Raw genomic sequence first — 24854 nt, 5'->3', positions numbered from 1 at the left:
TTCGGGGTGCCCTCAGCATAGAAGCGTGAACCTTGTCACGGTTGGCTGACTTCTGCCATGGCAGAAGCTGGCCGGAACCTGACCGGGTTAGCCCTCACTGCCGCCTTTCATTACGTGTAGCGCGGCCAGCCAGCCAGCCTGGAAACGTGAGCGCGCGTTGAGGGTCTGGTACAGCGTGTCGATGCGCCGCATCAGCGTGCGCTCGGAGATGCCCAGGCGCTCGGCCGCGACTTTGTCGTTGACCCCGGCGGCCAGCAGCGGGACCATCGTTTCGAGCTGTGGCCCGAAGGCGGCCGCCGTGCCGATCGTGAAGCTGCCGTCGCTGGCGAAGCTGATCGGCACGGCCTTCATCCACAGAGTCTCGAACAGCTCGCACAGCGCGTCCAGCACGGCCGAGCGGCGCAGCAGCAGCATCGGCCCGCGGGGCTCGCCGACCTTCAGCGGCAGCAGGCCCAGTTCCCGGTCGGCCACGATCATCTTGAACGGCACTTCCGAGAGCAGGCGGATCTCTTCGCCGGCCTCGTAGTCCTGCCGCAGGATCTCGGTCCAGCCCGGCAGCGCCAGCGTGTCCGGATGGACGATGTTGCGATAGCGCACGCCGCGCTTGCGCGCTTCGGCCCGGGAATCCTCCCCCTTGTTGGGCGCCGACACGAGGAAGGGCGGCCGGATCAGGCACAGTACCTCTTCCACTGCGCGGCTGTGGCTCTGCGCATAGGGCTGGGCCTGGGCGGCCGGATCGGCGTCGATGATCTCGACCACCGGGTTGCCGTCGGGCGTGCTGATCTGCTCGCGCTGCAGCTCCGCAATGGCCAGGCGCGCCAGCTGCAGTTCCTTCTGGCGGAGCAGCAGCAGCGACTCGATGGCGATGTCCGGCGGCGAAGGAAACAGCCGCGGCTCCCGCTCGGGTGCGAAGGTGGCGAAGCCCTTGCGCTCCAGCTCGGCAACGGCGCCGGCAAGTTCGGCCGCAGGAATGTTCAGGCTCGCGGCCAGCATCTCGGCGGTGCTGCCCGGCGCACGCAGCAGGCGCCGGTAGACCGCCTCCTCGATCGGCGTGATTCCGAGGATGTGCAGCGACTGCGGAACGGTTGGAGTTTCAACTGACGGATTCATCGTGACTCGAAGTAACTGAACGTTGCCCGACGGACAAATTTTGCGTCCTGCTACTGTGCAGGAACCGTGCCCGAGCTGCATGCCAATCCGATGCCGGACCATGGCATGGAGCTATGGGGCACGTCGGCACCCCGTCGTCAAAACGAATCAGAACGGATCGAAGGCGATGCCCTGCGCGCTCAGGCGCTTGAGCAGCAGCGCCTTCCACGGCCCCTGAGGTGTCCACACCTTGGAGACGGACTCCCAGGCCAGGTTGGGATCCGTGCCTTCGACCAGCGTGCGGTAGAGGAAGGTCAGCGACGAGGCGCGCATATTGACCTCGCAATGCACCAGCACCTTCTTGCCGCGCAGCGCCTTGAGCAGAGCCGCGAAGCTCTCGTAGTCGGCATCGACCGGGCTGCCGAACTTGATCGGCAGGTTGGCCCAGATCAGTCCCTGCCGGCCGACGATCAGCGGCTCGTCCCGCACTGCGTCGTCGACCGTCGGCGGTGCCAGGTAGATCACCGCCTCGTAGCCCTGCGCCTTCAGCGTGGCGAGCCACTCGGCGGAAGGCTGGCCCGCCGTCGTGAGCTTGGCGTCGATAACGATCAGGTTCGGCGGAGCCGCGGGCGCGGCGAAAAGAGCGGTGGATGTGGCGAAAACGAGAGCAGCGAGAAGGTAGCGCATCGAGAATTCACACCTGACGGAAACAACGAGCATAGCGTTCGAAGCTACCTATCCCCTGCACAAGATGGCCACCCTGCTGATCCCGCTGCCCAACACGGATTTCGATCCGACCGAAGTCGCCGTCCCGTGGCGCATCCTGCAGGCCCGCGGCCATCGAATCGTCTTCGCGACACCCGACGGTGGCCCGGCGAATGCGGACCCGATCATGGTAAGCGGCCGGGGCCTCGGCCTGCTCGCCGGGCTGCTGCGTGCCGATGCCAATGGCCGCGAAGCCTACGGTGCGCTGCAGGCCGATGCTTCGTTTCAGCGTCCGCTGCCCTACGCCGCGCTGCAGGCCGCGGACTATGCCGGGATCATCCTGCCCGGCGGCCATGCGCAAGGTGTCAGGCCTTATCTCGAATCGGCCTCGCTGCAGGCCCTGGTGGCAGCGATGTTCGCGCTCGACCGCCCGGTCGGTGCGATCTGCCACGGCACGATCGTGGCCGCTCGCTCGCGCGATGCGCAGGGGCGGTCCGTCCTGTTCGGTCGCCGCACGACGGCCCTGACCGCGCAGATGGAATTGAGCGCCTGGTGGCTGACCCGAGCCTGGATGGGCGACTACTACCGCACCTATCCCGAGACCGTGCAATCCGAGGTCACGCGCGCCCTGGCTCGCGCTAAGGACTTCGACGCCGGACCGATCAGCCTGCGGCGCGATACGCCCGACCATCCCGAACTCGGCTTCGTCGTGCGCGACGGCAACTACCTCTCGGCCCGCTGGCCCGGCGATGCCCACCGCTTCGCCGCCGAGTTCGCAGCGATGCTCGGCTAGCTATGCGGGACGCTTGGCCAGCAGCGCCCACACGCCTGCAGCCGACAGCAGCGAGCCGCCCAGGAAGTTGAAGCGCCGCTGCGCCTGCGCAGAAGCCAGCAGCTTGCGCGCCGACGCTGCGAACACGGCATAGAGCCCCGCATTGAGCATGGCCATGACGACGAAGGTGACGGCCAGCATCCACAGTTGGCGCGTGACGTCGGCACCCGGCTTGATGAACTGCGGCAGGAAGGCGACGAAGAACACGATGCCCTTCGGATTGAGCGCCGTGACGAGGTAGGTATTCGCGAACAGCCGCCAGCGGGACTTCGGCGCGGCGGGCTTGAACACCTCGGCCGCCGACACCCCGGAGCGCAGCATCTTCAGGCCCAGATAGAGCAGGTACAGGCCGCCCGCCCACTTGACCGCCGTGAACCAGAATGCCGAGGTTGCCAGCAAGGCGCCAAGGCCGAGCAGAGACACGACCAGGGCCGTCGAATCGCCCAGGGCGACGGCCGCCACGAGCGGCACGTTGGCACGACGGCCATGCGCCATCGAGTAGCTGATGACCGTCAGGATCGTCGGTCCGGGAATGATCAGAAGCACCGCGGAAGCGGCGACGAAGGCGAGCCAGAGTTCGAAGGACATGGGCGTTCCTTGGAGGTTTGCAGCGTCAGGCCGTGCCGCGGGCTAGCAGCGCATCGACCACGTGGATCGCCTGGTCCGCGCCGCCGGCCATCGACGGCGAGGTCACGTAGCGGCCATTGATCAGCAGCGACGGGACGGAGGTCAGGCCGGCCGCGCCGAACAGAGTGGCCGCCCCCTGGCACCGAGCCTGCAGGCCGAAGGACTTGTACATCGCGGCGAATTTGTCGGCATCGCCGCCGAGCTTGCGGACCAGCGCCTGCATCGATGGCAAGTCGTTCAGGCCTTCCGGCTCCGATTGCACGATCGTGAAGACCTGGGCATGCACCGTGTGCTCCATCCCCATCAGCTCCAGCGCGAAGAACAGCTTCTGATGTTCGCGGCTGGCGCCGTGGATGATCGTCGGGATGCGTCGGAACGCCACCTTGGCCGGCTTGTGCGCCTCCCAGGCGCTCAAGGTGGGATCGAACTTGTAGCAGAACGGGCAGCCGTACCAGAAGAACTCCAGCACTTCTGGACCCTGCCCGCCGGTGGCGACCGGCGTCTGCAGGCGCTGGTAGTGCTGGCCCTCGATCAAAGTCGTCGGCTGTTGTGCCTGCGCCGGCGCGGAGACCCCGCTCAACAGGCCGATGCCCGCGGCTGCACTGCCTTGCCAGAACGTTCGACGCTGCATGAGAAAGGACTCCGTGGATGTTGGGTGAGGTCCAGTTTACTGAGAGGAGAAGTCTTCGATTGGTTCAGGTGCTTCGGCCGATGGAACGAACGCAGGGCAACGGGGTGCCCCCTCACCCCTCGTGGCACACCGCCTCAATGTTGTGCCCGTCCGGGTCACGCACGAAGGCGCCGTAGTAGTTCGGGTGGTAGTGCGGGCGCAGGCCTGGTGGACCGTTGTCGGTGCCGCCGGCGGCCATCGCAGCGCGGTGGAAAGCGTCGACCTTGGCGCGTGAATCGACGCGGAATGCGATGTGGATCGGCGGCTGGTTCGGCACGCCGCGGTGAATCCAGAAGTCCGGTTTCGGCGGCTCGCCGAAACCGGCGACGTCGGTGCTGCCGGTGACGGCGGCGGGGAATTCAGCCAGCAGCTGGTAGCCGATCGGCGCCAGCGCCGCGATGTAGAAGGCCTTGCTGCGCTCGTAGTCGCTGACGCTCAATCCGGTGTGGTCGATCATTGGATGCTGTCTCCTCGTTGAAGGCGGCAAAGCATAAGCCAGCGACTGTCACGCGACGACGCTAGCAGCACAGAGCGCCCTTCATCGGTTCAATCGCCAAGATCGTCACCGTCCCTCATCCAGCCAAGCGCCGCGGCCAGCAGGAGCATGCCGCTCGCGACTGCCAGCCACCGCCAGTACTTCAAAAAATCCACAACCTGCTCCCCCCGGGAAATGCGCACGCAGTTCCTGAACAGCTTTGTCGACTGGACCTCGACGGCATCGCCATCCTTGAGCGCCGAATAGGCCGCGTAACCGACCGAACAAGACGACGGCACCCCGCCGACGAGGTGGACCTTATAGATGATCTCGCCAGTTGCCGCGCCGTGATCGGTCCGCGTCTCGCTGGTGTGCCGGTCGACCTGCAATGGTTCGACCCGGAGCGGAAGAGCGGCATCGACGATCAAGGCGGCGCCGACGGCTGCGAAGGCGATGCGGACCACGAACTTAAGCAACAGTGCCACCTCGAATGACAAAACCCGATGGCATTGCAGCATGCACGGACCACAAGCCGGCGCCCATCCCGTCAAGGTGCCGCAGCGAAGGTCCACGCAGGTTACTCGCCCCCGGCGAGCAGCCCATTGTTGTCGGCACGCAGTTCCTCGACGGCCCGGGGCGACATCCACAGCAGCGTGTTCAGGTAGTCGTCCAGGCAATCCACCAGCGCTTCGCGCGGCCCCTCGCGCCAGGCGGCAGAGGAGTAGAACGCGTCCTGCTGGGCCACCAATTGCTCGCGGCTGTCGAAGGCGCGGATCAGCCAGAAGCTCTCGTGCTCATGATCGGAGCGGCCGAAGGCGACGACATCCATGCCGCTGGCGCGCACCAGCGGCAATGCCGCGCGGAACGCAGCGACGAAGCGCTCGGCGCTGTCGGGCTTGAGCTTGTACGTGCGGATCTCGACGAGGCGCTGCGGCATCACATCTTGAAATTGACCTCGATCGCCACCGCGCGCGGCGAAGTGACGTTGGCGGTGCGCGAGCCCACGGCCGAGCCCAGCGAGCTGACGTAGGCCACGTACTGCTTGTCGGTCAGGTTCTGGACGATGGCGGCGATGCCCCACTTCTTCTGCGGCGCGTCCCAGCCCACGCGCAGGTCGAAGCGGCTCGTCGGGCCGCCGACGCGGAAGGCCGGGAAGCTGCCGCACATGTACTTGTCGCTGGTCTCGGAGTTGCAGCGCTCGGCGCTGCTGTAGGCCCAGTTCAGGGTGGCGCTGCCCTCGCCACCCAGCATGCCGTAGCGGGCGTTCAGGCCCAGGGTGGCGGTGACGCGCGGCGTGCCCACCGCCTGGCCGGCCATGTCGATGCTGGTGTCGGCATCCTTGGCGTAGCTGTAGCGCTTGTAGGTCTGGTTGATGAACTCGGTGGCGCCGGACAGGCGCCAGTTCGAGTTGATCTGCCAGGCGCCTTCCAGATCGATGCCGGTGGCCTTCTGGTCGGACACGTTGACGATGTAGGTCAGGATGCCCTCGGAGCTCTTGCTGGTGCCGATCGACTGCAGGTTGTTGAAGTCGTAGTGGAACAAGGAAGCGGTGTAGAACAGGCCCGCTTCCTTCAGGCTGCCCTTGATGCCCAGCTCGTAGTTCGTGATCGTCTCGGGGCTGAAGGTGCTGATGCCTTCCTTGTAGATCGCGTTGAAGCCGCCGGCCTGGTAGCCGCGGGTGACCGAGCCGAACACCATCGTGTCCTTGTTCAGGTGATGGTCGATCACCAGGCGCGGACTGGTGTTGTTCCAGGCGGCGCTGCTGCGCACGACGGCATTGGTGGCCTCGGGGCTATTGAAGTTGATGTTGCTGCCCATCAACTGCTGCAGCGCCTTACCGAGGTCGGTACTCAGACTATTGGCCGCCAGGGCGGCCTGCAGATAAGCCAGCGGCACGCCGAAGCTCTGGGCTATGTCTGCCTGGTTCGCCGTCACGCCGTCAAAGAAACCGCCACCGTTCAGCGCGGCGAGCGTGGCATCCAGCTCCGGCGCAATGCGCGGCGGGTTGTACCAGCTGAAGCTCTTGCTGTCGTGCGTGAAGCGGATGCCGGCGGTGACGTTCGTGTCCTTCGTCAGCTTCCAGATCACGTCGCCGTAGGCCGCTGCAGCCTTGTACTTGCCGGTGTTGAACATTGACTCGGTCCAGGGCAGGCCCGACACGTTGATGCCCGGCACGCCGAACAACGACGCCAGCTGGTTGGTGATGCCGAACGGGGTCAACAGGCCGCCGCTGGCATTGCCAACGACCAAGTCCACCGTCTGCGTGTTCGAGTACAGCGCGGTCTGCTGCTTCGCGTCCTCGTAGTAGGCGCTGACGCCGGCCACCCAGTCGAGCTTGTCGGTCGTGCCGTTCAGGCGGAACTCCTGCTGCCAGCTCTTGTTCTTCTCGAAGTTGCCGGTGGACAGCGAGGTCTGGAACACGCCGTTGCCGTCGTTGTCCTGCACGTTCTGCGCGGTGAAGCCGCGGTAAGCCGTGGTGCTGGTGAAGGTGGCGAAGTCGAGGTCGTGCGTCAGCCGCAGGGTCACGCCGTCGAAGCGGCGCGACTCCAGCGCGAAGGGGTAGTTGTTGGTGAAGGTCTTGCGGATCGGATTGACCCAGGTGGACGGGTCTTCGGGGAAGGGGTTGGTCGCGAGCTTCTCGTCAGACGGCAGCGCGATGATCGCGCGCGGCTTCTGGCTCATGCTCTCGTGTTCCCAGGTCAGCAGCGCGGTGGTGTTCTCGCCCACCCACTTGACGGCGGCACGCGTGCCCCAGCCATCGTCGCCGCCCCACTTGCTGCCGTCGTAGAGGTTGGTCTGCCAACCGTCCTTGTGCTCGCGCACGACCGAGAAGCGGAATGCGGTGCTGTCGTTGATCGGTGCGTTGAACAGCGCTTCGCCATGGCGCTGGCCCTGATCGCCCAGGCGCAGCAGCACGCTGGCCTCGCGCTCCCGGCCCGGCTCGTTGCTGATGATGGACAGCGCGCCGCCGGCGGCGTTGCGGCCGAACAGCGTGCCCTGCGGGCCCTTCAGCACCTCGATGCGCTTGACGTCGTTGAAGTTCAGCAGCGCGCCGCCGGTCTTGCCGGCATAGACGCCGTTCAGGTAGATGCCCACCGGCGCATCGGTGCCGATGCCGAAGTCGCCGCTGCCCAGGCCCCGCATCGAGTACTCGGGTTGTGTCGGCTGCGAGGCCTCGATCTTCAGGCCCGGGATCAACCCGTCCAGCCCCGCCATGCTGGTGGCGCCCACCGCCTTGATCGTCTCCGCGCCGAGCACGCTCATCGTGATCGGCACTTCCTGCAACTGCTGCACGCGGCTCTGGCCGGTGACCTGGACGACGCCGAGGTTCTGCACACCGCCCTCGTCCTGAGCGAAGGCCGGCGCGGACGCGGTGACAGCGGCAGCAGCCGCGAGTGCGATGAGGGTGGGGCGGGCTTTCATCGTCGGTGTCTCCTTGGCAGTTCGTTATGGACTCAGGACTTGTTGCTCTCCGGCACGGCCGCCTCGCAGGCGCCGGGCATGGCCTTGATCCACTCGCGGATCAGCTTCAGGCCTTCGTCATGGACGGTGCTGCGGCCGAGCTCGGGCATCATGATTCCGCCCTCGGTCGAGGCCAGGCGGAAGGTCATGATCGATTGGTCGGGCTGGCCCGGCACGATGCCGAAGCCGCGGTCGCCGGTGCCCTTGCCCGCCGCCACCGGTGGCTTGCAGACGCCCTGATGGCGGCCCATAGTCAGGAAGGGCTCAAGGTTCAGGCCGGTGTTGTTGGCCGCGCCGACCGGGTTGTGGCAATGCGCGCAGTTGATGTCCAGGTAGGCCCGGGCGCGCGCCTCCAGCGGCTGCTTGGTGTCGCGCCAGTCGGCGTTGCGGGGCACGTCGGTGGCGGGCAGGCCGCTCAGGTAGCCGGTCTTGACCAGGTGCTCCAGCTGGTTCTCGGTCGTGCCATCGGCGTAAGTAAACGACCGGTTCAGGTGGCGGGCCTTCAAGCCGATCGGCTGCAGGTCTTTGCCCTTGATCTTCGCGACGTGGCAGCTCGCGCACTGGTTCTGGTTCGGCACCACGTAGGTGAAGGCGTGCGAACTACCGTCGTCGTCCTTCAAGGTCATGGCGATGTCGTCGCCGGTACGAGAGAGCACGGCTTCGGTCTGCTCGGCGTTCCACACATAGGGCAGCGCGACCCAGCCGTCCTTGCGGCGCACCAGCAGCCGCGTCTCCACCAGGCGCACGCGGCTCAGGTCCAGCGCGCGGCCCTGCTGCAGGTCGTAGTTGCCGCTGCTGGTCTGCAGCAGCGAGCCGTCGGCCTTCGGGTAGTAGAAGGTCTTGGTGATGACCGTGCCGACGGGGAAGTCAAAGCTCTCCTTCTCCGCATAGGTGGCCGACACGCCGCCGGGCATCCAGATCGTGCGCAGCTTGTGCGCGTTGTCGGTGAACAGCGGCGTGTTGAGGTCGTAGGGTTGGACGCCGGCATTGAGCTCCAGCTTCATGCCACCGGTCTTCAGCAGGTGCCAGGCACTGAGCTTGGCGGGCGTGCCCTCGGCGATGAAGTTGACGGGTTCGGTCGAATTGCAGGCCGACAGCAGGCCGGCGGCGAGCGCCAGCGCGCCCAGGGTCTTTACGGCGTTGAACAGCACTTCTTGTCTCTAGCTTTCTATTTTTTCTAGTGGCCGCGCTCAGGCGCTGCGGCCTTTGAGTTCCACTGCCGGCAATCGGGGCAGTTCGCAGTCGTGCGACTTGGTGTCGACCTTCGGGTCCTTGTACTTGTTGGGGCCGTCGGCGTTGAGCACCTCGGACTTGCCGTTCTTCACGCAGATGCGTTCCTCGGCGACGTTGGCGCGCTTCTCGTCGCGGTAGCCGTCCCACACGACGTCGGGGAAGCGGCCGTTGATGCCGAACATCACCGTCTTCAAGGTCTTCAGGTCCAGGCCGTCGGGCGAATCGCCGCCGCCGCTGAAGCGGTTGTCCAGCACGTAGATCGCGCGCGGATACGGGTCGTAGTCGGGCTCGGTGCCGCCGGCGGTGAAGTAGCCGGTGGAGTAGTAGCTCGACACGATCACGTTGGCGGTGGCGTTGTCGGCGATGTCGTTGTCGAAGATCTCGACCTTCGAGTTGCTGTTGACGACGATGCCCGAGCCGGCGGGCACGCTGGCCACGGCCGTGCCCTTGGCGCCGAAGTTGCCGAGGTTGTTCTTGACGGCCTTGTTCTTGTAGACGCGCGTGCCGTAGCCGTGCTGCGTCAGGTTGGGCATGTTGAACACGAGGATGCCGCCGGTATTGCCGGTGGCGACGTTGTCGTAGACGTCCGCGTTGATCGTGTTCTCGATCTCGATGCCGGCCACGTTCTGCTCGGCATGGCAGCGGCGCACGATCACGTCGCGGCTCTGGCCGACGTAGATGCCGGCGTCGGCCGCTCCCCAGGCCTCGGAGTCCTCGATCAGCACGTTCTTCGTCTTGACCGGGTAGATGCCGTAGGGGCCGTTGCTGGTCTTGGGGCCGCCGGTCCAGCGCACACGCACGCCGCGTACGGTGATGTTCTCGCCGTCGTTGATCTTGACGCCGTCGCCCTTGCTGTCCTCGATGGTCAGGCCTTCCAAGGTGAAGTCGCTGGCGTAGACGATCAGGCCCTCGGGGCCGCTCGTCTGGTCCTTGAACGAGAGGATGGTCTTGTCCTTGCCGGCGCCGCGGATCGTCACGCCATTGGCGCGCAGCGAGAGGCCGCGGTCGAAGTGATAGCTGCCGGCGGGGATCTCGACGACGGTGCCCGGCTTGGCGTCCAGTAGCTGTTCCTGGATCTTCTTCTGCAGCTCGGTGTCGACCTTCAGGTCACCGGCCAGGGCGCCGGAGGGTCCGCCTACCGGCGCGGCGTCCTGCTTGGAGCAGCCGACCAATGCCGCGGCCAGTGCGGCAGCAACGGCCCAGCATGGCAAGGCCGCCAATGTCTTCGTTCCCATAAGAGCGTCTCACTCCAGATTGATTTTTTCCCTGGCAGGGCGACCAGGGTCTGGAGGAAATATAACGATGGCTAGCCGTATCACCGGCTAGTGTTTGCCCAGCCAGTCGGTGTTTCCGCTCTAGAGGAAAACCCCCGCACCGTGCCCCGCGGCGCGGCCGCTGGCCATGCTGGCGGTGAGCAGGTAGCCGCCGGTGGGCGCCTCCCAGTCGAGCATCTCGCCGGCGCAGAACACGCCGGGCAGCGCGCGCAGCATCAGCCGCTCGTCCAGTGCCTCGAAGCGCACGCCGCCCGCGGTGCTGATCGCCTCGGCCACCGGTCGCGCGGCGGCGAGCGTCAGCGGCAGGCGCTTCAGCGTGGCGGCCAGCACGGCCGTGTCGTGGTACTGCTCCTTGCTCAGCAGCTCATGCAGCAGGCCGGCCTTCAGGCCCTCGATGCCGAGGCGGCTCTTCAGGTGCGTGGACAGCGAGCGGGATCCGCGAGGGCGCGCGCACTCGGCTGCGACGAAGGCGGCATCGCGGTCCGGCAGCAGGTCGAGATGGATCGTGGCACTGCCGAACTCGGCGATCTCCTCGCGGATCAGGGCGCTGGCCGCATAGATCAGCGAGCCTTCGATGCCGGTCGCGGTGACGACGAACTCGCCGCGGCGATCGAACTTGCGACGGCCGCCCTGCCCTTCGAAATGAAGCGCCACCGGCTTGATCGGCTGGCCGGCAAAGCGCTCGGCGAAATGCGCGGTCCAGGGCCTTGCGAGATCGAAGCCGCAGTTGGACGGACGCAGCGCCGCGATGTCCACGCCGCGCGCGGCCAGCAGCTCGACCCAACTGCCGTCCGACCCCAGCTGCGGCCAGGACGCGCCGCCCAGTGCGAGCACGGTGGCATCGGGTTTGACCGTCGATTCGCCATCGGCGCCCGCGAAGCGCAGCGCGCCATCCTCCGTCCAGCCCAGCCAGCGCCGCCGCATGTGGAAGCGCACGCCCGCCTCGCGCAGCCGGTGCAGCCAGGCGCGCAGCAGCGGCGCGGCTTTCATGTCCGCCGGGAACACGCGGCCCGAGGTGCCGACGAAGGTCTCAATGCCCAGGCCCGCCGCCCACTCGCGCAAGGCCGGGCCGTCAAAGGCGCGCAGCAGCGGCTCGATCTGCGGCGCCCGCTCGGCGAAGCGGCCGAGGAAGGGTTCGAAGGGCTCGGAATGGGTCAGGTTCAGGCCGCCCTTGCCGGCCAGCAGGAACTTGCGGCCGACCGAAGCCATCGCATCGTAGACATCGACCTCGACACCCCGCGCCCTCAACACTTCGGCGGCCATCAATCCTGCGGGACCACCGCCGACGACAGCAGCTCGGGGATTTGGTGATAGGGACGAGGCGGGCATGGAGCGAGAAGCACGGCGGCTGCGGGGAGCGGCAGTGTAGTCCGCATGCACCCGCGCCGCGCGAAGGCATCAGCGTTCGCAATGGTGGTCATTAGATCGGACCGGTTGCGCGACGCTGTTCCAAAAACCAAACTGCATGCCAGTAACAAAAAGAAATCGTGGAGGTTCCGACATGCTGTCATTCAATGAAGCCGCAGGCGGACATTCGAGGTCCGATCACCTGCTGTCCACACTGCCGCAGCCGCTGCTGGCCGCGCTGCCCGACCGCCGGATCGTGTTCGCGAACAGCAGCGCCGAGCGCATGTTCTACGAGGGGCACGCCTCCTGCACGGCGAGCCGTCTGATGAGCTTCGGCCAGTTGAAGGCCGGCCAGCTCGAGGGCTTGCTGAACCAGGCCAGCTGCGGCCACTCGACCCATACCGGTTTATGGTTCGCGCCGGGCCAGCGCACCGGGTGGCTGGACATCAGCATCGCCAGCCCGAGTCTCTCGCACGGCGCCGCATGGCCAACCGGCTGTCTCCTGCTGCTGGTCCACATGGACGAGCCGGCCCTGAGCCAGCGCGCCCGCATCGATGCGCTGTGCCAGCAGTGCCGCCTGACGACGACCGAGCGCTACGTGCTGCTGCTTCTGGCCGACGGGCTGGCCGTCGAGCAGGCGGCCGAACACCTGGGCCTGAAGATCAGCACGCTGCGCAGCCATGTACGCAACCTGCTGGGCAAGACGCGCGCGCCCTCGCTGATGCAGCTCGTCCGCTGGATCGGCAGCGCGGAGTACATGCAGCAATGAGAGGCGCCCGCGCAGCGCGAAGAGCGTACGAATGAGCACTGAGGTCTTCGCATCGTCATGCTAACGAGTCCTCTACCGCCAAACCTGCCAGACGGCGCGGCGCAACTGTCGATAGGTATTCAGCCCGTTGTCGCGCATGGCCCGCTGCTGCATCATCCGGACAAGGTTCCGGATCCTCCACAGCGGGAGCTTGATGCAATGGGCTGGACAGCAAGTGACTTCGAACGGCTGGATCCCCGGTTATTCCGGTCATTCCTGGCCGTCGTCAACGCTCAGAGCTTCTCGGCAGCGGCCGAGCTTGCGGCGCTGACGCAGGGCGCCGTCAGCCAGCAAATCGCCAAACTGGAAGAACGGTTGAACACGCAGCTGTTCGTGCGCGCCGGTTCGCGCGTGATGCTGACGCCATCGGGCCAGTTGCTCGCGCAGTACGCGCATGCATACATGGACCACGCCAGCCGATTCCTCGAGAAGCTGAATGAGGAGTTCGAATCGCTGCGCGGCGAGGTCAGCTATGCGATGCCGGAGAGCTGCATCCACGCGCCGCATTTCGGCTGGCTGCTGGAGCGCCGGCGCGAGCATCCGGACATCCTGCTGCGCATCGAGCTGCGCTCCAGCGCCGAGGTCGCACGCGAACTGCAGCAAGGACACATCGACTTCGGCTTCGTCAACCACGACATCGACATGCCGGCGATCCAGAACTACCCGTTCTGCTTCGAGGAATACGTGCTCGTGGAATCGACGCGGGAGCCCGCCGGCCCGGCGCCCGCCACGCTCGACGAGCTGCTGGGCCTGCCGATGATCGTCTACCCCGGCATGATCGAGTGCCTGAACTGCTGGATCCGCGCGCACTACCAAGGCGCCGAGGCGATCCCCGCTGTGGCGCTGCAGATCCAGGGCGAGTTCAACGACATGCGCGGCGCCATGGCGATGGTCGAGGGCCAGTTGGGCGTGACGATCATGCCCCGCCACGTCGTGATTGACCGCATCGAGACGGGCCGACTCAGGATCGTCGGCAACCCGGGGCAAGGCTCGCTGGTCGCCCGCCAGCAGATCTCGATCATCCGGCTGCGCGACCGCCGCATGCCGGCCCGCGTAAAGCGCGTGATCCGCTGGTTCCTGGACATGCACACCGAGTTGCAGCCGGTGCCGGCAGAGTTCCTGGGCTGAACCTCAGCCCGCGTCTGGCGCATTGCCCGGCGAGGCCGGTGCGATCATCGACGACGGATCGACCTGCCGGCCGTCGAAGTACACGGCGATCTGTTCGCCCACGTCGCCGCCCGGCAGGTAGCCGTCCCGCGCGGTCACCTGGCTGACTTCCAGCCGCCTGCGGTTGAGCAGGCGCACGATGTTCCATTCGTCGTGCGAGCCGACGCTGAAGTCCGCGCTTGCGCGCAAGCCGTAGTAGCGCATGAAGGCCCGCCGCCGCCGCGACCACTCCGCATCCGCATCGGCCTGCGCTTTCGCTTGCGCTGCCAGCTTCGCGTCCGGGTCGGTGTCCAGGCCGGTCACTTTCTGCGGCTCGACCGAATAGTCCTTGCGGAATTGGAGGTCCGTCGCGAACTTGCGCGCGAAATAGGCTTCGATGCCCGCCGTCAGCGTCTCGCCCTGAGACAGGAAAAACGATTGCACGTCGCTGGGGCCGACGAAGTAGAACGCATCGATGCACTGGCCGGTATTGACCGGGGCGCTGTCGATCGGGTCGTTCTCGACCAGCACGCGCGTCCACATCCGCATGTAGTCGCCGCCGGTCGGCTGGGACCGGCCCAGCAGATCGCCGAGGTCGATGCCGTTTGCCCTCGCGACCTCGGTCATCCTGTTCATGCCGGCCTTCGACTCCAGCTGGTATGCAGTCGGATTCAGGATCCAGAACGCCTCGCCCCAGCGCTGCATCAGGCAGCGTTCTACATGGCGGGCCACCGAGGTGTTCGTCAGTGAATGGCCGCCGCCGCGCTTAGAGATCGGGCAGCTCAGGTAGACGACAAGCCGCCCCTCGGCGCGCGCGCGCCGCATGTCCTTCTGGATTTCGGCCACCTGCAGGTCGATGACACGTTTCCACGGCCCCGTGTGGAAGTGGTAGGCCAGTTCGAACCCTTCCACGGCGGGCTGCGGCGTGTCCGTCATGGCCGTGGGGGATTGCGACTCGTCCAGTTCGCCGGCGTTGTCCAGGCTCATGTGGGGAACCTCGTCAAAAGGGCCGGGGTACGCCGGCATCGTCGACCCAGAACGCTTCGAGCTTCGGCAGCGCCCGCGCCTCACGAAGCTCGTCCAAGCGGCATTTCAGCTTGTCGAGGACGGGCCGGGCCGCCGGGTTGTTCATGAGGCTTGCCGGAACGTTGAGCACGCCGCCCTGTTCCGGCGGCGCCAGCCCGCGCACCAGCGCTTGCACGATCGTGTTCGTCGCTCGCGAACCGCCGCCCGAGGTCTGTTCCTTCAGGGAGGGATCGCTGACATTGGCCGAGGACGAGCCGCGCGTCGACAGCTGGTTCAGCCCGGGAACCAGCAGCCAGAGCTGCTGCGCTTGCAGGCTGCTGATCGAACCCGCCAAGTTGGCCACGATGCCTTTGAAGTGGCAGTAGTCGACAAAGAAGCGGATATCGTCCAGGGACAGGATGCCTTGCAATGGCTTGCCGTCCGGAAACGTGACCAGCGCGTTGACGTCGACCATTTCATCCGATCCGGATGTGTCGACGCAGCAGATGCCCGAGCACTTGGACAGGATCGAGGTATCGATCATCAGGCCGTGCGCGCCCGCCTTCGCCGCCGCGTCGACCATCGCTTTGATCATCGCCCGTCCCGTCTTCCCGCCTTGAGCGATGCCGGTGAAGAAGTCGGTCTGCTTGAACAGGCCGTTCAGCATGACCGTGCTCGACGTGGAGTCGCCGACAAGGTATCCATCGCGCGCCAGCGTCTGCATCGTCGCCCGCGCCGTCGGGTCTTCCTTGTTGACCGCGAAGTCCAGCAGGTCGATGGCGCCGGGCGTACCGGCAGCGCACGGCACGTACTCGCGCGAGGCGACCAGTCCCTTGCGGACCCAGTCCTGATTCTTGCGTTCGTCCCACGTGGCTACATCCTGCGCGAACAGCACAGCCATCACTCGCGTGTTCTGCAGCGACTGGGTGCGCCCCAGCGTCGTCACGATCTCGCTCAGCACCGCACCGAGTTCGTCTGTCCCCATGCCGTCCAGCCCGACCTTCACGATGGTAGTCGGGTGCACCTGCCGGCCCATCGCCACCGCGACGCCGATGGCCGCTTGAGCCGCTTTGCCGGCGATTTCGCTCTTCGATTTCTCGATGGCGCGTCCATCGTCCGTGCGCCGGAACAGCAGCTGATCCTCCCCGATGTTCGTGCTCAGCTGCACGTCGAGATTGCGCTTGCTGTCCAGCACGGCGTCGCTGACCGCCATGATGTTCAGCGGACTGATGTTGCCGAGCGCCGTCTTCGGGTCCTCGCTGTCGATGATGCGGCCGCCGCCGGCGATCGCCTCGCGGGCCTCTTGCGCGTTGTAGACGCTGACCAGCAGCTTGCGACTGTCTCGCACGTTGTAGATATCCATCTTCGCCTCCCCGCCGGGCTGTGCCGGGCGCAGCCATTGTTGGATGGATCGACGGGCGGCCCAAGCACTCATCTACGCAAGTTTGAGGAAGCCGCAGACCGTCGTCGACATGCAAGCACAACCCTGATCACGGCTAGGAAAGGTCTGCACATGACAGTGCGCGAGAACATGGCCTTCGCGCTGGTGCTGGCACACCTGGACAAGGCACAGGTCGAGGCCAAGGTGGCGCACGCCACCGGCATCCTGGCACTCGATGCGCTGCTGGACCGCTATCCGCGCCAGCTCTCCGGCGGCCAGCGCCAGCGCGTGGCGATGGGCCGCGCGATCGTGCGCGACCCGCAGGTCTTCCTGTTCGACGAGCCGCTGTCCAACCTCGACGCCAAGCTGCGCGTGGCGATGCGCAGCGAGATCAAGGAACTGCACCAGCGGCTCGGCATCACCTCGGTCTACGTGGCGCACGACCAGATCGAGGCGATGACGATGAGCGACCGCATCGTGGTGATGCGCGACGGCCGCGTCGAGCAGGCGGGCAAGCCGCTGGAGCTGCGCGATCGGCCGGCCCACCAGTTCGTCGCCGGCTTCATCGGCTCGCCAGCCATGAGCTTCTTGCCCGGCACGCTGCGGCGCGGGGGCGGGGGCGGGGGCGGGGGCGGGGGCGGGGGCGGAGAGTACCTGATTCTGGTCAGCGACGGCGGCATCGCCGCGCGCGTGGGGTCCTGGAGCCCACCGGTATGGACACCTTCATCGCCTGCCGGCACCAGGGCATCGAGTTGTCTGCAGTGTTCCGCGAGCGGCACGAGTTCGCGCCTGGCACGACGATCCATCTGCAGCCCGATTGCAGCGCGCCCATCTGTTCGATGCGAACACCGGGCAATGCCTGGCAGCCTGAGTTCCTACGACGATGCACAGGAGACAAGACCATGAGCGACCTGTTCCTGAGCTACCCGCTGGCGCCGGGCACTTGGCTCGGCTTCACCGATGCCAAGGTGGGCCGGCCCGGCGAATGGGTGGAGCTGGAGAACTACCAGTTCCTGTGCGGCGACGAGGTAACGCGGCTGACACTGTTCAACACGCTGGTCTGCACCAGCGTCGCCAGTGTGCTGAGGTTCGGCCTGGGCCTGTGGCTGGCGCTGCTGCTGAACCGCAAATCCCGCCGAAGACCTTCTTCCGCGCCGTCATGCTGCTGCCCTACATTCTGCCGACGACCCTTTCGGCGCTTGCCTTCTGATGGATCTACGACGCGCAGTTCTCGATCCTCAGTTGGGCGCTGCTGAAGCTGGGTTTGATCGATCACTACATCGATTTCCTCGGCTCGCCGTGGAACGCGCGCATCGTGCTGCCACTGGCCGTGCCGGGCCTGATCTCGGCCGGCATCTTCGCGTTCTCGCTGTCGCGGAACGAGTCATCTATGCGCTGACCCTCATCTCCAGCTCGGAGGTCAAGACGGTGCTGGCCGACGTCGTCACCGAGTTGATCCAGGACAACCTCTACCAATGGGGCCCGCTGATGGCTGGCGCGCTGATGGGCTCGCTGCCGGTCGCCTTCATCTACTCGTTCTTCGTCGACTACTACGTGTCGGGGCTGACCGGTTCGGTCAAGGAGTAGCCAGAGGCGACCAGCGGTGCTCCGCCCTGCCTAGCGGACGATGCGCCGGCGCCTCAAGGCCACCAGGCCCAGCAGGCCTGCGCCGGAGAGCAGCATTGCCACGGGGTGGGGCTCGGGCACCGGCGAGGCCAGGAAGGCCGTGCCCGTCGGCGCGGTGATCGCGACGCTGTAGGCGCCGGCCTGGTTGTTGGAGTAGCCGGAAACGACGAAGTAGTAGGTCACGCCGGCCTGCAGGCTCACATTGGTGAAGCCCGATTGCGCGTCCGTGCCGCCCGCCAGCCGGTCATTGCCCAGCATCACGTTGCTGAGTGGCTGGCTGGCGTCGAAGGAATCCTTGTACAGGAAGGTGAAGCTGTCCCAGCCGGTCGGCGCGCCCGAGGTGGCGATCAGGCTGAAGCTGTCGTTCTGGTCCACCTGGAAGGCCGTCACCTGGTAGCTGACCTTGTTGGCCAGCGAGGGCGAGACCACGGTCGGTGGCGAACCCGCCAGCGGCCGCGCCCACAGCGGGCCGCCCACGGTCGAGCCCTCGAAGCTCAAGGTACCGGCAAGAGCGGCCGAACCGGCGCAGGCGGCCAGGCCGGCCAGTGCAAGGGAGCGAACGAAGGAGCGGCGCATGAACATCAGAGGTCTCCAGAAGGGAATCCAGGAGCCTAAGCGCAGCGGCCTGCCTCACCGACCGGCCGGAGTCGCGGGAGACAGGTTCAGGTTTCCCCTGTTGCCGGCGCCACCCGCAGTTCCACTGTGAAGCGGCTGCCCTCCCCCGCCTCGCTGCTGACCGAGATCGTGCCGCCCATGCGTTCCATCAACTGTTTGCAGATCACGAGGCCGATACCGGTGCCTTCCATCGCGCTGCGGCCCAGGCGGTTGAAGGGCTGGAACAGCTGCGCCTGCTGCTCGGCGCTGAGGCCCAGGCCGCCGTCGGCGACCTCGATGCAGAAGCGTTCGGGGCCACGCGTCCAGGCGCGCACGCGAACCCAGCCGCCGCGGCTGTTGTACTTGACCGCGTTGGACAGCAGGTTGTGCATCACCTGCTCCAGCCGCACCGGATCGGCCATCACCAGCGGCAGGTTCGGCGGGGGCTCGAAGCTCAGCGAGAGGCCGGCCTCGGCCGCGGCCGGCTCGGCCAGCTCGACGCAGCGGCGCACCACCGGCACCGCGTCGGTCGGCCGCGGCTCCACCGCCAGGCTGCCCGACTCCAGGCGAGAGAAGCTCATCATGTCCTCGATCAGCACCAGCAGGTGCCGCGCCGCGTCCTGGATGCGCGAGACGCGCTCGCGCTGCGTTTCGTCCATCGGCCGCGCCGGGTCGCTGCTGAGCAGCTGCGAGAAGCCCAGCACCGCGTTCAGCGGGGTGCGCAGCTCATGGCTGGCCTGGGACATGAACTCGGTCTTGGACTTGTTGGCCAGCTCGGCCAGCGCACGTGCGTGGTCCGCATCCTGCAGGCGGCGCCGCTCGGCAAGCTCGTGCCGCAATTGCTCGGTGTGCGCGATCACTTGGCGCCGCAGGGTGCGGTTCCAGACGAACATCAGCGTCAGCGTCGCCACGGCCAGCGCCAGCACGGCGCTGCCGATCACCAAGGCCCGGCGCGACAGGGTGCCGGGCGGCCGCATGACGGCGATCCAGCGGTCGGCGATCGTCTGGCGCTCCTCCGGGCCGATGCGGTCCAGGCCCTTCTGCAGGATGCGGCCGAGGATCGGCCAGTCGCGCCGGTAGCCGATGCCCATGTCGTAGGCGAAGCCCACGTCGGCGACGACGCGAACGTTGCCGATGCCCTCGGTGCGCATCAGGTAGGTGGCGCCGGCCATGTCCACCACGCCGGCGCTGATCTCGCCGCCGGCCAGCCGGCGCAGCAGGCTGCGGTCGTCGGCCTCGATGGTCTGCGGATTCTCGGGAAAACGCTCGGCCAGGAAAGGGCCGACCGCATAGTTCTGGCTGACCGAGACCTTCTCGCCCGGCTGAAGCTCACCCAGTTCGCGCACCGGCCGGCTCTCGTCGGTACGCCGGCGCAGCAGCACCGCCGGCACCGAGATGTAGGGCCGCGTGAAGGACATGAACTCGCGCCGCTCGGCCGTCTCGCGCAGCGACATCATCATGTCCAGCCGGCCGTCCTGCAGCGCCTTGATCGAATCGGCGAAAGCCATCGGCGGCGCCATCTCGAGCTTGAGGCCGGTCAGCGCCCGCAGGCGCTCGACGTAATCGATCGACAGGCCGCGCAGCTCGCCCGTCTCGTCCACGAAGGTGAAGGGCCCGTAGCTGCGCGAACTCGCCACGCGCACCACCGGGTGCTCGGCCACCCAGGCGCGCTCCTCGGGGGTCAGGCCTACATCCTGGGCCGTGGCGCCCAGCAGCACCAGGCCCAGCACCACCCCGGGCATCCAGCGCGCCGACCGGTAGCGGCGGAAGAAAAGTGCAACGAGGGATCGCGCAACGGCCATGCCCCCATTGTGGGGGAACTAACCAGTTATGTGAGCGGTGTCGACGAGGGGAATCAGAGCCCGCGCAACGCTGCCTTCAGCTGCTCGCCGATCTCGGACTTCGCCGCGAACGGTGAACTCGGGTTGCGTTGCTGCATCACGTCCTCCATGCGCAGTTGCACGCTGGCCAGCGACTGCGGATGGCTGAAGACATAGAAGCGGTCCGCATCCATCGCGTCGAACACCATGCCCGCCACCTGGGTCGCGGTGACCTTGCCGGAAGACACCGCCTTGTCGCTCATCGCCTGGCCGATCAGCTGGCTCTTGGTCGGTTTCTGCGCCGCCAGGTCGGCCGGGCGGTTGCGGTGGCTCTGGCTGATGCCGGTCGGCACGAAAAAGGGGCATAGCACCGAGCAGTGGATCTGGTCACTGACCAGGGCCAGGTCTTGATACAGCGTCTCGCTGAGCGACACGACCGCGTGCTTGGACACGTTGTAGATGCCCATATTGGGTGCATTGAGCACCCCGGCCATCGAGGCGGTGTTGACGATGTGCCCTTCGAAGGCCGGATCCGCCTTGGCCGCCTCCAGCATCATCGGCGTGAACAGCCGCACGCCATGGACCACGCCCATCAGGTTGACGCCCAGCACCCACTCCCAGTCGGCCAGCGAGTTCTCCCAGACCATCCCGCCCGCGCCGACACCAGCGTTGTTGAACACGAAGTTCGGGGCGCCGAAGCGCAGCTTCACGTCGGCCGCCAGCGCCTCCATCTCGACGGCCTTGGCCACGTCGACCCGGCGCGCCAGCACCGGCACCTTGCCCTCGAATTCGGCAGCCGCCTTCTCCAGCGCGTCGGCCTGCACGTCGCACAGCACGAGGTTCATGCCGCGCTGCGCCGCGATGCGGGCGACTTCCAGGCCGAAGCCGGAGCCGGCGCCGGTGATGACGGCGGTTTTGCCTTGGTAGTTCTTCATCTTTTGTCTCCGTTGGTCGGTGTTGCTGATGTCCGCTTTTCGTGTGAGGTGCCGGGTCTCGCCCCGGCGGGCGACTCACTTTCTTTGCTTCGCCAAAGAAAGTAAGCAAAGAAAGGCGACCCTGCTTCCGCCGCCCTCCCTTCGGTCGGGTGCCCTGCGATGCTCGCGCCTTGGGCCCCGCGCCAAACTCACTTCGCTACGCTTCGTTCAAACAGACGGCGCGAAGTCAGTTCACGAGGTTCGCTGCGCTCACGGTCCCAAGCCACTGCGCTTCTCGGCGGCTGCACAAGGGGCCCGAAGACTGGTCGGCTCGCTGCGCATCGCCTCGGTGAGGCGCCCCTGGAGGCGATGCGCAGCGAGCCGTATCGAGTTCCCCTTCTGCACCGCCGAGAAGCGCAGAAGTCCGGGGTGCGCGCGAAGCGCGCTTCGTAGACATGCTTCGCGCCGTTTGTCTGAGCGGAGCGTAGCGCAGCGAGTTTGGCGCGGCCCCGGGCTTCGAGCATCGCAGGGCACCCGCAGCGAAGCGGAGGGCGGCGCAGTAGGGGCGGTTTCTTTGCTTACTTTCTTGGGCGCCCAAGAAAGTGAGTCGCCCGCCGGGGCGAGTCCCGGCATCGTGGCGCCAGCAAAGTGCCTCATCACCCCGCCGCCTTCACCGCATATCCCACCCGCGGGAAGTGCACATGCACCGTACCGGCCCGCTCATCCACACGACGCAGCGTGACCCGTTTCGTCGACAAGCCCACCAGCGTGCCCGCCACCGGATCCTGCGCATAGTCCGTCGGCGTCACAGTGATCTCGTCGCCGGCAGCGAAACCCAAGTCCGCCTCGACTTCGACCGCCACCGGCGTACTCGACGCAGCCAGAGCCAGAGCATCAACACCGCTCATCTCGCTCCGCATCCCATGCCCAAACGCCGCCACCCGCCCATACCAGGCCGCCAGTCGCACAAACGGCTCCAGCACGCCGGCCACCGGCGGCGCCCGCCGGATGAACCAGACGCTCTGCGCCACCGAAAAGTCCGCAACGCTCGGCGCATCCCCACACAAGAAGGAACGGCCGTCGGCCAGACTCTGCTCCAGCCAGTCAAAGTAACTCGTTAGCTGAGCAGTAGCATCTCGCGCCGTCGGCCGCTTCATCCCGGCCGTCATCGCCGCCCGGTCCGCCGCGAAAGCCTGCAGCACTGCCGGCGGCAGCCCGCCCATGATGGCGGCGAAGCCCGCCGGCTGCATCGTGTGGGCGATCATGGCCCAGAACAGGTCGGTGTCGGCCCACTGCGCGAGCACGCGGGTGGCCGCACCGTCGAACAGCGGCGGGAACGGCTGCGTGGCATCGATCACCTCGCACATCAGCGCCGAATCGCAATAGATGTCGGCACCGACCTGCAGGAAGGGCGTGCGCCGGTAGCCGCCGGTCAGCGCGACGACGTCGGGCTTGGGCAGGATCACCGGCACGTCCACACTGCGCCAGGCCAGTTGCTTGAAGCCGAGCACCAGCCGCACTTTTTCGGAGAACGGCGAGCCGGCGTAGTGGTGCAGGATCAGTTCGCTCATCGGGGCTGCCTCCTCATGTCGATATGGGAAATGCCGTCCTCGTCGTACGGTTCGGAGGTGACGACGAAGCCCTGCCCCTCGTAAAAGCGCAAGAGATGGGCCTGGGCGTTGATGTCGATGCAGAAGCCCGGCCAGCGCGATTCGCACTCGGCGATGGCGCGCTGCATCAGCACCGGGCCGAGGCCCGTGCCGCGATGCGCCGGGCTGCTCACCACGCGGGTGATGCGCGGGTTCGGCTGGTGCGGGCCGCGGCAGCCCGGCGCCAGCAGGCGCGCATAGACCTGCAGCTCGCCCGCCGGACCGTGGCCCAGCAGGTGCCAGGCGCCCTCGCGCGGGTCGTCGCCGTCGGGGTCCAGGAACACGCAGTTCTGCTCGACGACGAAGACCTGCGAGCGCAGGACCAGCGCCTCGTACAACGCACGCGGGCTCAGCTCGTCCAGCGTGGCGCAGGTCCAGCGCAAGGATGCCGGAGACGACATCAGATCAGCTTGACCAGCTGCTTGCCGAAGTTCTTGCCCTTCAGCAATCCGAGGAAGGCCTCGGGCGCCGCGGCGAGGCCGTCGGCCACCGTCTCGCGGTACTTGAGCTTGCCGGTGGCGACCAGGGTGCCGAGTTCCTTCAGCGCCTCGGGCCAGACGTCCATGTGCTCGCTGACGATGAAGCCCTCGATCTTCATCCGGTTGACGAGGATCAGTTGCGGCGCCTGCATCGGGATCGGCTCGCCGTTGTAGCCGGAGATCATGCCGCACATGGCGATGCGGCTGAACGCGTTGGCGCGCAGCATCACCGCGTCGAGGATCTTGCCGCCGACGTTCTCGAAGTAGCCGTCGATGCCGTTCGGGCAGGCGGCCTTCAGCGCGGCCGACAGGCTCTTCACGTCCGGGTGCTGCTTGTAGTCGATGCACTCGTCGAAGCCCAGTTCCTCGACCACCTGGCGGCACTTGTCCGGTCCGCCGGCCAGGCCCACCGCGCGCGCACCGCGCACCTTGGCGAGCTGGCCCACCGCGCCGCCGACCGCACCGCTGGCGGCGCTGACGACCACCGTCTCGCCGGCCTTCGGGTTGATGATCTTCACCAGGCCGTACCAGGCGGTCACGCCGGGCATGCCCACGGCGCCGAGATAGGCGGCCAGCGGGATGTGGGTGGTGTCCACCTTCTGCAGCACGCCGCGCTGCGTCGCGTCGACCAGCTGGTACTCCTGCCAGCCGCCGTAGCCGACGACCTTGTCGCCCACCTTGAAGTGCTCGTTGCGCGACTCGACGACCTCGCCCACGGTGCCGCCGATCATCACCTCGTTCAGCGGCTGCGGCTGGGCGTAGCTCTTGCTCTCGTTCATGCGGCCGCGCATGTACGGGTCCAGGCTCAGGTAGTGGTTGCGCACCAGCACCTGGCCCGGGGCCAGCGCCGATACGGCGGACTCCACGAGCTTAAAGTTGTCGGCCGTCGGTTCGCCCTGCGGGCGCGAGACCAAGTGGATCTGGCGATTGGTGGTGCTCATCGGGGGTCTCCTGATTGGCTGTCGTTCATGTAACTGCCGCGCATTCCAACACGGCAGCGGGGGGCCCGGCGTCTCTCGGGCGACAGAATGGCACGGTCGTGCTTTTTTGATTGCAGCGCGCACGCGGGCGCCGTGCCCTTCACAATTATTTGCCTGTAACAGCCTGCTGCCGGCATGCTGGTTCATACACTAACAGTCGATACCAACGGGCCGGCCAAGCGGCCCGAACTTTCGAGGGGAATTCGTGTGACCGCCGCCACCGCCGCCGACCTCAAGGCTGCCCAATCCACCGCGCCCGATCCGCTGCGCGACTTCGGTTTCCTGCTGCGCGACCTGGCGCGGCTGAACACACTCAACTTCGAGCGCCATGCGGCCGCCGCCGGCAGCACGCTGACCTTGTCGCAATGCCGCGTGCTGACCTACCTGCAGCGCAACGAAGGCATTTCCAAGGCCCGCCTGGCGGAGCTGACCGGCACCGACCCGATGACGCTCGGCCGCCTGCTCGCCCGGATGACCGCTGACGGCCTGGTGGACCAACGCATCGACGCCACCGACCGGCGCGCACACCGTCTCTATCTGAAGCCGGACCGCGCGCTGCCGCTGCTCGACGAGATCTGGCGCAGCGCGGACAAGTGCCGCGCCGAGGCGCTGGTCGGCCTGGAGCCGGCCGAGCGCACGCAGCTGATGACCCTGCTGCGACGCGTGCAGGAGAACCTCGATACGCTGATGCCGGGCGAAGCCGACCGCGGCACGCCCGCCGCCAAGAGGGGATAAGCA

General features: G+C 66.8%; 24 protein-coding genes and 2 pseudogenes. 7 read left to right on the top strand and 19 right to left on the bottom strand.

The window, feature by feature from the left end:
* Window positions 1–87: 87 nt before the first annotated feature.
* Window positions 88–1110, bottom strand: a complete 1023-nt coding sequence (locus SNE35_RS26110; protein WP_320425971.1) for a helix-turn-helix domain-containing protein — start codon at window positions 1108–1110, stop codon at window positions 88–90.
* Window positions 1111–1257: 147 nt separating this feature from the next.
* Entirely contained in the window at window positions 1258–1776 is a 519-nt protein-coding gene (locus SNE35_RS26105; protein WP_320425970.1) for a protein tyrosine phosphatase family protein, read from the bottom strand.
* Window positions 1777–1840: 64 nt separating this feature from the next.
* Between SNE35_RS26105 and SNE35_RS26100 the strand changes: the two genes are divergently transcribed.
* A complete protein-coding gene (locus tag SNE35_RS26100; protein ID WP_320425969.1) occupies window positions 1841–2587 on the top strand; it encodes a type 1 glutamine amidotransferase domain-containing protein in 747 nt (248 codons plus the stop codon).
* On the opposite strand, the gene SNE35_RS26095 is transcribed toward SNE35_RS26100, so the two are convergent.
* The 9 genes from SNE35_RS26095 to SNE35_RS26055 all read right to left on the bottom strand — a co-directional run bounded on the left by SNE35_RS26095 (window position 2588) and on the right by SNE35_RS26055 (window position 11696).
* Window positions 2588–3214: a LysE family translocator gene (locus tag SNE35_RS26095; RefSeq protein ID WP_320425968.1), complete on the bottom strand. Its 627-nt coding sequence runs from the start codon at window positions 3212–3214 to the stop codon at window positions 2588–2590. It abuts the gene before it with no gap.
* A gap of 25 nt (window positions 3215–3239) precedes the next feature.
* Entirely contained in the window at window positions 3240–3884 is a 645-nt protein-coding gene (locus SNE35_RS26090) for a thiol:disulfide interchange protein DsbA/DsbL (protein ID WP_320425967.1), read from the bottom strand.
* 112 nt (window positions 3885–3996) lie between these two features.
* Window positions 3997–4380 carry a VOC family protein gene (locus tag SNE35_RS26085; protein WP_320425966.1) on the bottom strand — a complete coding sequence of 128 codons (384 nt, stop codon included), beginning with the start codon at window positions 4378–4380 and terminating at the stop codon, window positions 3997–3999.
* Between the two features lie 89 nt (window positions 4381–4469).
* Complete coding sequence (locus tag SNE35_RS26080; RefSeq protein WP_320425965.1) at window positions 4470–4916, bottom strand: hypothetical protein; 447 nt, start codon at window positions 4914–4916, stop codon at window positions 4470–4472.
* Between the two features lie 59 nt (window positions 4917–4975).
* Window positions 4976–5335: an NIPSNAP family protein gene (locus tag SNE35_RS26075; RefSeq protein ID WP_320425964.1), complete on the bottom strand. Its 360-nt coding sequence runs from the start codon at window positions 5333–5335 to the stop codon at window positions 4976–4978.
* The gene (locus tag SNE35_RS26070) at window positions 5335–7821 is read right to left on the bottom strand and encodes a TonB-dependent receptor (protein WP_320425963.1); all 2487 of its coding nucleotides are present in this window, start codon (window positions 7819–7821) and stop codon (window positions 5335–5337) included. Before SNE35_RS26070 ends, SNE35_RS26075 begins: the two co-directional genes overlap by 1 nt.
* Before the next feature lie 32 nt (window positions 7822–7853).
* Window positions 7854–9011, bottom strand: a complete 1158-nt coding sequence (locus SNE35_RS26065) for an SO2930 family diheme c-type cytochrome (protein ID WP_320425962.1) — start codon at window positions 9009–9011, stop codon at window positions 7854–7856.
* A gap of 39 nt (window positions 9012–9050) precedes the next feature.
* Complete coding sequence (locus SNE35_RS26060; protein WP_320425961.1) at window positions 9051–10328, bottom strand: parallel beta-helix domain-containing protein; 1278 nt, start codon at window positions 10326–10328, stop codon at window positions 9051–9053.
* Window positions 10329–10448: 120 nt separating this feature from the next.
* A complete protein-coding gene (locus tag SNE35_RS26055; RefSeq protein ID WP_320425960.1) occupies window positions 10449–11696 on the bottom strand; it encodes a TIGR03862 family flavoprotein in 1248 nt (415 codons plus the stop codon).
* 172 nt (window positions 11697–11868) lie between these two features.
* Between SNE35_RS26055 and SNE35_RS26050 the strand changes: the two genes are divergently transcribed.
* Both SNE35_RS26050 and SNE35_RS26045 read left to right on the top strand, forming a co-directional pair.
* Window positions 11869–12483: a helix-turn-helix transcriptional regulator gene (locus SNE35_RS26050; protein WP_320425959.1), complete on the top strand. Its 615-nt coding sequence runs from the start codon at window positions 11869–11871 to the stop codon at window positions 12481–12483.
* Between the two features lie 198 nt (window positions 12484–12681).
* On the top strand, window positions 12682–13650 hold the full coding sequence (locus SNE35_RS26045) for a LysR family transcriptional regulator (RefSeq protein ID WP_320425958.1): 969 nt from the start codon (window positions 12682–12684) through the stop codon (window positions 13648–13650).
* Between the two features lie 3 nt (window positions 13651–13653).
* Here the strand turns inward: SNE35_RS26045 and SNE35_RS26040 are convergent, their stop codons facing one another.
* Window positions 13654–14655, bottom strand: a complete 1002-nt coding sequence (locus SNE35_RS26040) for a hypothetical protein (RefSeq protein ID WP_320425957.1) — start codon at window positions 14653–14655, stop codon at window positions 13654–13656.
* 13 nt (window positions 14656–14668) lie between these two features.
* Entirely contained in the window at window positions 14669–16036 is a 1368-nt protein-coding gene (locus tag SNE35_RS26035; protein WP_320425956.1) for a (5-formylfuran-3-yl)methyl phosphate synthase, read from the bottom strand.
* Window positions 16037–16183: 147 nt separating this feature from the next.
* On the opposite strand from SNE35_RS26035, the pseudogene SNE35_RS26030 reads away from it, so the two are divergent.
* The 3 genes and pseudogenes from SNE35_RS26030 to SNE35_RS26020 form a co-directional block, all read left to right on the top strand.
* Window positions 16184–16925: pseudogene (locus tag SNE35_RS26030) on the top strand (ABC transporter ATP-binding protein); the annotation flags it as partial.
* 31 nt (window positions 16926–16956) lie between these two features.
* Window positions 16957–17310: a hypothetical protein gene (locus SNE35_RS26025; protein WP_320425955.1), complete on the top strand. Its 354-nt coding sequence runs from the start codon at window positions 16957–16959 to the stop codon at window positions 17308–17310.
* Between the two features lie 56 nt (window positions 17311–17366).
* Window positions 17367–17641: pseudogene (locus tag SNE35_RS26020) on the top strand (carbohydrate ABC transporter permease); the annotation flags it as partial.
* Window positions 17642–17671: 30 nt separating this feature from the next.
* Here the strand turns inward: SNE35_RS26020 and SNE35_RS26015 are convergent.
* From SNE35_RS26015 to SNE35_RS25990, 6 genes are all read right to left on the bottom strand, one after another.
* Window positions 17672–18262, bottom strand: coding sequence for a PEP-CTERM sorting domain-containing protein (locus SNE35_RS26015; RefSeq protein WP_320425954.1), 591 nt, complete (start codon window positions 18260–18262; stop codon window positions 17672–17674).
* Between the two features lie 80 nt (window positions 18263–18342).
* A complete protein-coding gene (locus tag SNE35_RS26010; protein WP_320425953.1) occupies window positions 18343–20076 on the bottom strand; it encodes an ATP-binding protein in 1734 nt (577 codons plus the stop codon).
* Between the two features lie 53 nt (window positions 20077–20129).
* Window positions 20130–21029: an SDR family oxidoreductase gene (locus tag SNE35_RS26005; protein WP_320425952.1), complete on the bottom strand. Its 900-nt coding sequence runs from the start codon at window positions 21027–21029 to the stop codon at window positions 20130–20132.
* 635 nt (window positions 21030–21664) lie between these two features.
* On the bottom strand, window positions 21665–22579 hold the full coding sequence (locus SNE35_RS26000) for a glutathione S-transferase family protein (RefSeq protein ID WP_320425951.1): 915 nt from the start codon (window positions 22577–22579) through the stop codon (window positions 21665–21667).
* Window positions 22576–23058, bottom strand: coding sequence for a GNAT family N-acetyltransferase (locus SNE35_RS25995; RefSeq protein WP_320425950.1), 483 nt, complete (start codon window positions 23056–23058; stop codon window positions 22576–22578). Before SNE35_RS25995 ends, SNE35_RS26000 begins: the two co-directional genes overlap by 4 nt.
* On the bottom strand, window positions 23058–24077 hold the full coding sequence (locus SNE35_RS25990; protein ID WP_320425949.1) for an NADP-dependent oxidoreductase: 1020 nt from the start codon (window positions 24075–24077) through the stop codon (window positions 23058–23060). Before SNE35_RS25990 ends, SNE35_RS25995 begins: the two co-directional genes overlap by 1 nt.
* 246 nt (window positions 24078–24323) lie before the next feature.
* Here SNE35_RS25990 and SNE35_RS25985 point away from each other — a divergent pair, with 246 nt between their 5' ends.
* The gene (locus SNE35_RS25985; protein WP_320425948.1) at window positions 24324–24851 is read left to right on the top strand and encodes a MarR family winged helix-turn-helix transcriptional regulator; all 528 of its coding nucleotides are present in this window, start codon (window positions 24324–24326) and stop codon (window positions 24849–24851) included.
* The last annotated feature ends 3 nt before the right edge of the window (window positions 24852–24854 follow it).

The sequence above is a fragment of the Roseateles agri genome (assembly GCF_034043675.1).
Taxonomy (GTDB): domain Bacteria; phylum Pseudomonadota; class Gammaproteobacteria; order Burkholderiales; family Burkholderiaceae_C; genus KK5.
This window is presented reverse-complemented; position numbering and strand designations above follow the sequence as displayed.

Excerpts from the sequence above, each read along its gene's own strand:
- SNE35_RS26100 (WP_320425969.1), top strand. The coding sequence starts at position 1,841 with ATGGCCACCCTGCTGATCCCGCTGCCCAACACGGATTTCGATCCGACC.
- SNE35_RS26055 (WP_320425960.1), bottom strand. The coding sequence starts at position 11,696 with ATGCCCGCCTCGTCCCTATCACCAAATCCCCGAGCTGCTGTCGTCGGC.
- SNE35_RS26040 (WP_320425957.1), bottom strand. The coding sequence starts at position 14,655 with ATGAGCCTGGACAACGCCGGCGAACTGGACGAGTCGCAATCCCCCACG.
- SNE35_RS26015 (WP_320425954.1), bottom strand. The coding sequence starts at position 18,262 with ATGTTCATGCGCCGCTCCTTCGTTCGCTCCCTTGCACTGGCCGGCCTG.
- SNE35_RS26000 (WP_320425951.1), bottom strand. The coding sequence starts at position 22,579 with ATGAGCGAACTGATCCTGCACCACTACGCCGGCTCGCCGTTCTCCGAA.
- SNE35_RS26110 (WP_320425971.1), bottom strand. The coding sequence starts at position 1,110 with ATGAATCCGTCAGTTGAAACTCCAACCGTTCCGCAGTCGCTGCACATC.
- SNE35_RS26095 (WP_320425968.1), bottom strand. The coding sequence starts at position 3,214 with ATGTCCTTCGAACTCTGGCTCGCCTTCGTCGCCGCTTCCGCGGTGCTT.
- SNE35_RS26080 (WP_320425965.1), bottom strand. The coding sequence starts at position 4,916 with ATGCTGCAATGCCATCGGGTTTTGTCATTCGAGGTGGCACTGTTGCTT.
- SNE35_RS26035 (WP_320425956.1), bottom strand. The coding sequence starts at position 16,036 with ATGGATATCTACAACGTGCGAGACAGTCGCAAGCTGCTGGTCAGCGTC.
- SNE35_RS26045 (WP_320425958.1), top strand. The coding sequence starts at position 12,682 with ATGGGCTGGACAGCAAGTGACTTCGAACGGCTGGATCCCCGGTTATTC.
- SNE35_RS26060 (WP_320425961.1), bottom strand. The coding sequence starts at position 10,328 with ATGGGAACGAAGACATTGGCGGCCTTGCCATGCTGGGCCGTTGCTGCC.
- SNE35_RS26090 (WP_320425967.1), bottom strand. The coding sequence starts at position 3,884 with ATGCAGCGTCGAACGTTCTGGCAAGGCAGTGCAGCCGCGGGCATCGGC.
- SNE35_RS26105 (WP_320425970.1), bottom strand. The coding sequence starts at position 1,776 with ATGCGCTACCTTCTCGCTGCTCTCGTTTTCGCCACATCCACCGCTCTT.
- SNE35_RS26010 (WP_320425953.1), bottom strand. The coding sequence starts at position 20,076 with ATGGCCGTTGCGCGATCCCTCGTTGCACTTTTCTTCCGCCGCTACCGG.
- SNE35_RS26050 (WP_320425959.1), top strand. The coding sequence starts at position 11,869 with ATGCTGTCATTCAATGAAGCCGCAGGCGGACATTCGAGGTCCGATCAC.
- SNE35_RS26005 (WP_320425952.1), bottom strand. The coding sequence starts at position 21,029 with ATGAAGAACTACCAAGGCAAAACCGCCGTCATCACCGGCGCCGGCTCC.
- SNE35_RS26085 (WP_320425966.1), bottom strand. The coding sequence starts at position 4,380 with ATGATCGACCACACCGGATTGAGCGTCAGCGACTACGAGCGCAGCAAG.
- SNE35_RS25995 (WP_320425950.1), bottom strand. The coding sequence starts at position 23,058 with ATGTCGTCTCCGGCATCCTTGCGCTGGACCTGCGCCACGCTGGACGAG.
- SNE35_RS26070 (WP_320425963.1), bottom strand. The coding sequence starts at position 7,821 with ATGAAAGCCCGCCCCACCCTCATCGCACTCGCGGCTGCTGCCGCTGTC.
- SNE35_RS25990 (WP_320425949.1), bottom strand. The coding sequence starts at position 24,077 with ATGAGCACCACCAATCGCCAGATCCACTTGGTCTCGCGCCCGCAGGGC.
- SNE35_RS26025 (WP_320425955.1), top strand. The coding sequence starts at position 16,957 with ATGAGCGACCTGTTCCTGAGCTACCCGCTGGCGCCGGGCACTTGGCTC.
- SNE35_RS26075 (WP_320425964.1), bottom strand. The coding sequence starts at position 5,335 with ATGCCGCAGCGCCTCGTCGAGATCCGCACGTACAAGCTCAAGCCCGAC.